This window comes from Arthrobacter sp. fls2-241-R2A-172 (assembly GCF_030208885.1).
Taxonomy (GTDB): domain Bacteria; phylum Actinomycetota; class Actinomycetes; order Actinomycetales; family Micrococcaceae; genus Arthrobacter.
In genome coordinates this window covers 2,501-3,573 of the sequence record NZ_JARVTB010000014.1, presented here as the reverse complement: position 1 = coordinate 3,573, position 1,073 = coordinate 2,501, and the positions used below count along the sequence as shown (strand labels likewise).

Here is a 1,073-nt window from a genome sequence, read left to right as displayed (position 1 = left end):
CGTGATACCCGTAGCTTCGGTGTATGGTTTGAGCCCCGTTACATCTTCCGCGCAGGCCGACTCGACTAGTGAGCTATTACGCTTTCTTTAAAGGGTGGCTGCTTCTAAGCCAACCTCCTAGCTGTCTAAGCCTTCCCACATCGTTTCCCACTTAACCATAACTTTGGGACCTTAGCTGACGGTCTGGGTTGTTTCCCTTTTCACGACGGACGTTAGCACCCGCCGTGTGTCTCCCATGCTCGGCACTTGTAGGTATTCGGAGTTTGCATCGGTTTGGTAAGTCGGGATGACCCCCTAGCCGAAACAGTGCTCTACCCCCTACAGTGATACATGAGGCGCTACCTAAATAGCTTTCGAGGAGAACCAGCTATCTCCGAGCTTGATTAGCCTTTCACTCCGATCCACAGGTCATCCGCTAACTTTTCAACGGTAGTCGGTTCGGTCCTCCAGTCAGTGTTACCTAACCTTCAACCTGCCCATGGATAGATCGCCCGGTTTCGGGTCTATTCCCAGCGACTAGACGCCCTATTAAGACTCGCTTTCGCTACGCCTCCCCTATTCGGTTAAGCTCGCCACTGAAAATAAGTCGCTGACCCATTATACAAAAGGTACGCAGTCACAGAACAAAGTCTGCTCCCACTGCTTGTACGCATACGGTTTCAGGATCTATTTCACTCCCCTCTCCGGGGTTCTTTTCGCCTTTCCCTCACGGTACTAGTTCACTATCGGTCAGTCAGTAGTATTTAGCCTTGGAGGATGGTCCCCCCATATTCAGACAAAGTTTCTCGTGCTCCGTCCTACTCGATTTCATGACTAAGAGATTTTCGCGTACAGGGCTATCACCCACTATGGCCGCACTTTCCAGAGCGTTCCGCTAATCTCAAAGCCACTTAAGGGCTAGTCCCCGTTCGCTCGCCACTACTAAGGGAATCTCGGTTGATTTCTTTTCCTCAGGGTACTTAGATGTTTCAGTTCCCCTGGTTCGCCTCTTGCACCTATGTATTCAGTACAAGATAACCATCTTATGATGGCTGGGTTCCCCCATTCAGACATCTCCGGATCAAAGTCTGTTT

Annotated in this window: 1 rRNA gene (cut by a window edge); it reads right to left on the bottom strand. The window is 50.5% G+C overall.

The window, feature by feature from the left end:
- A 23S ribosomal RNA gene (locus tag QRM57_RS18885) occupies nt 1–1,073 on the bottom strand; its annotated part runs 90 nt beyond the window's last position; the annotation flags it as partial.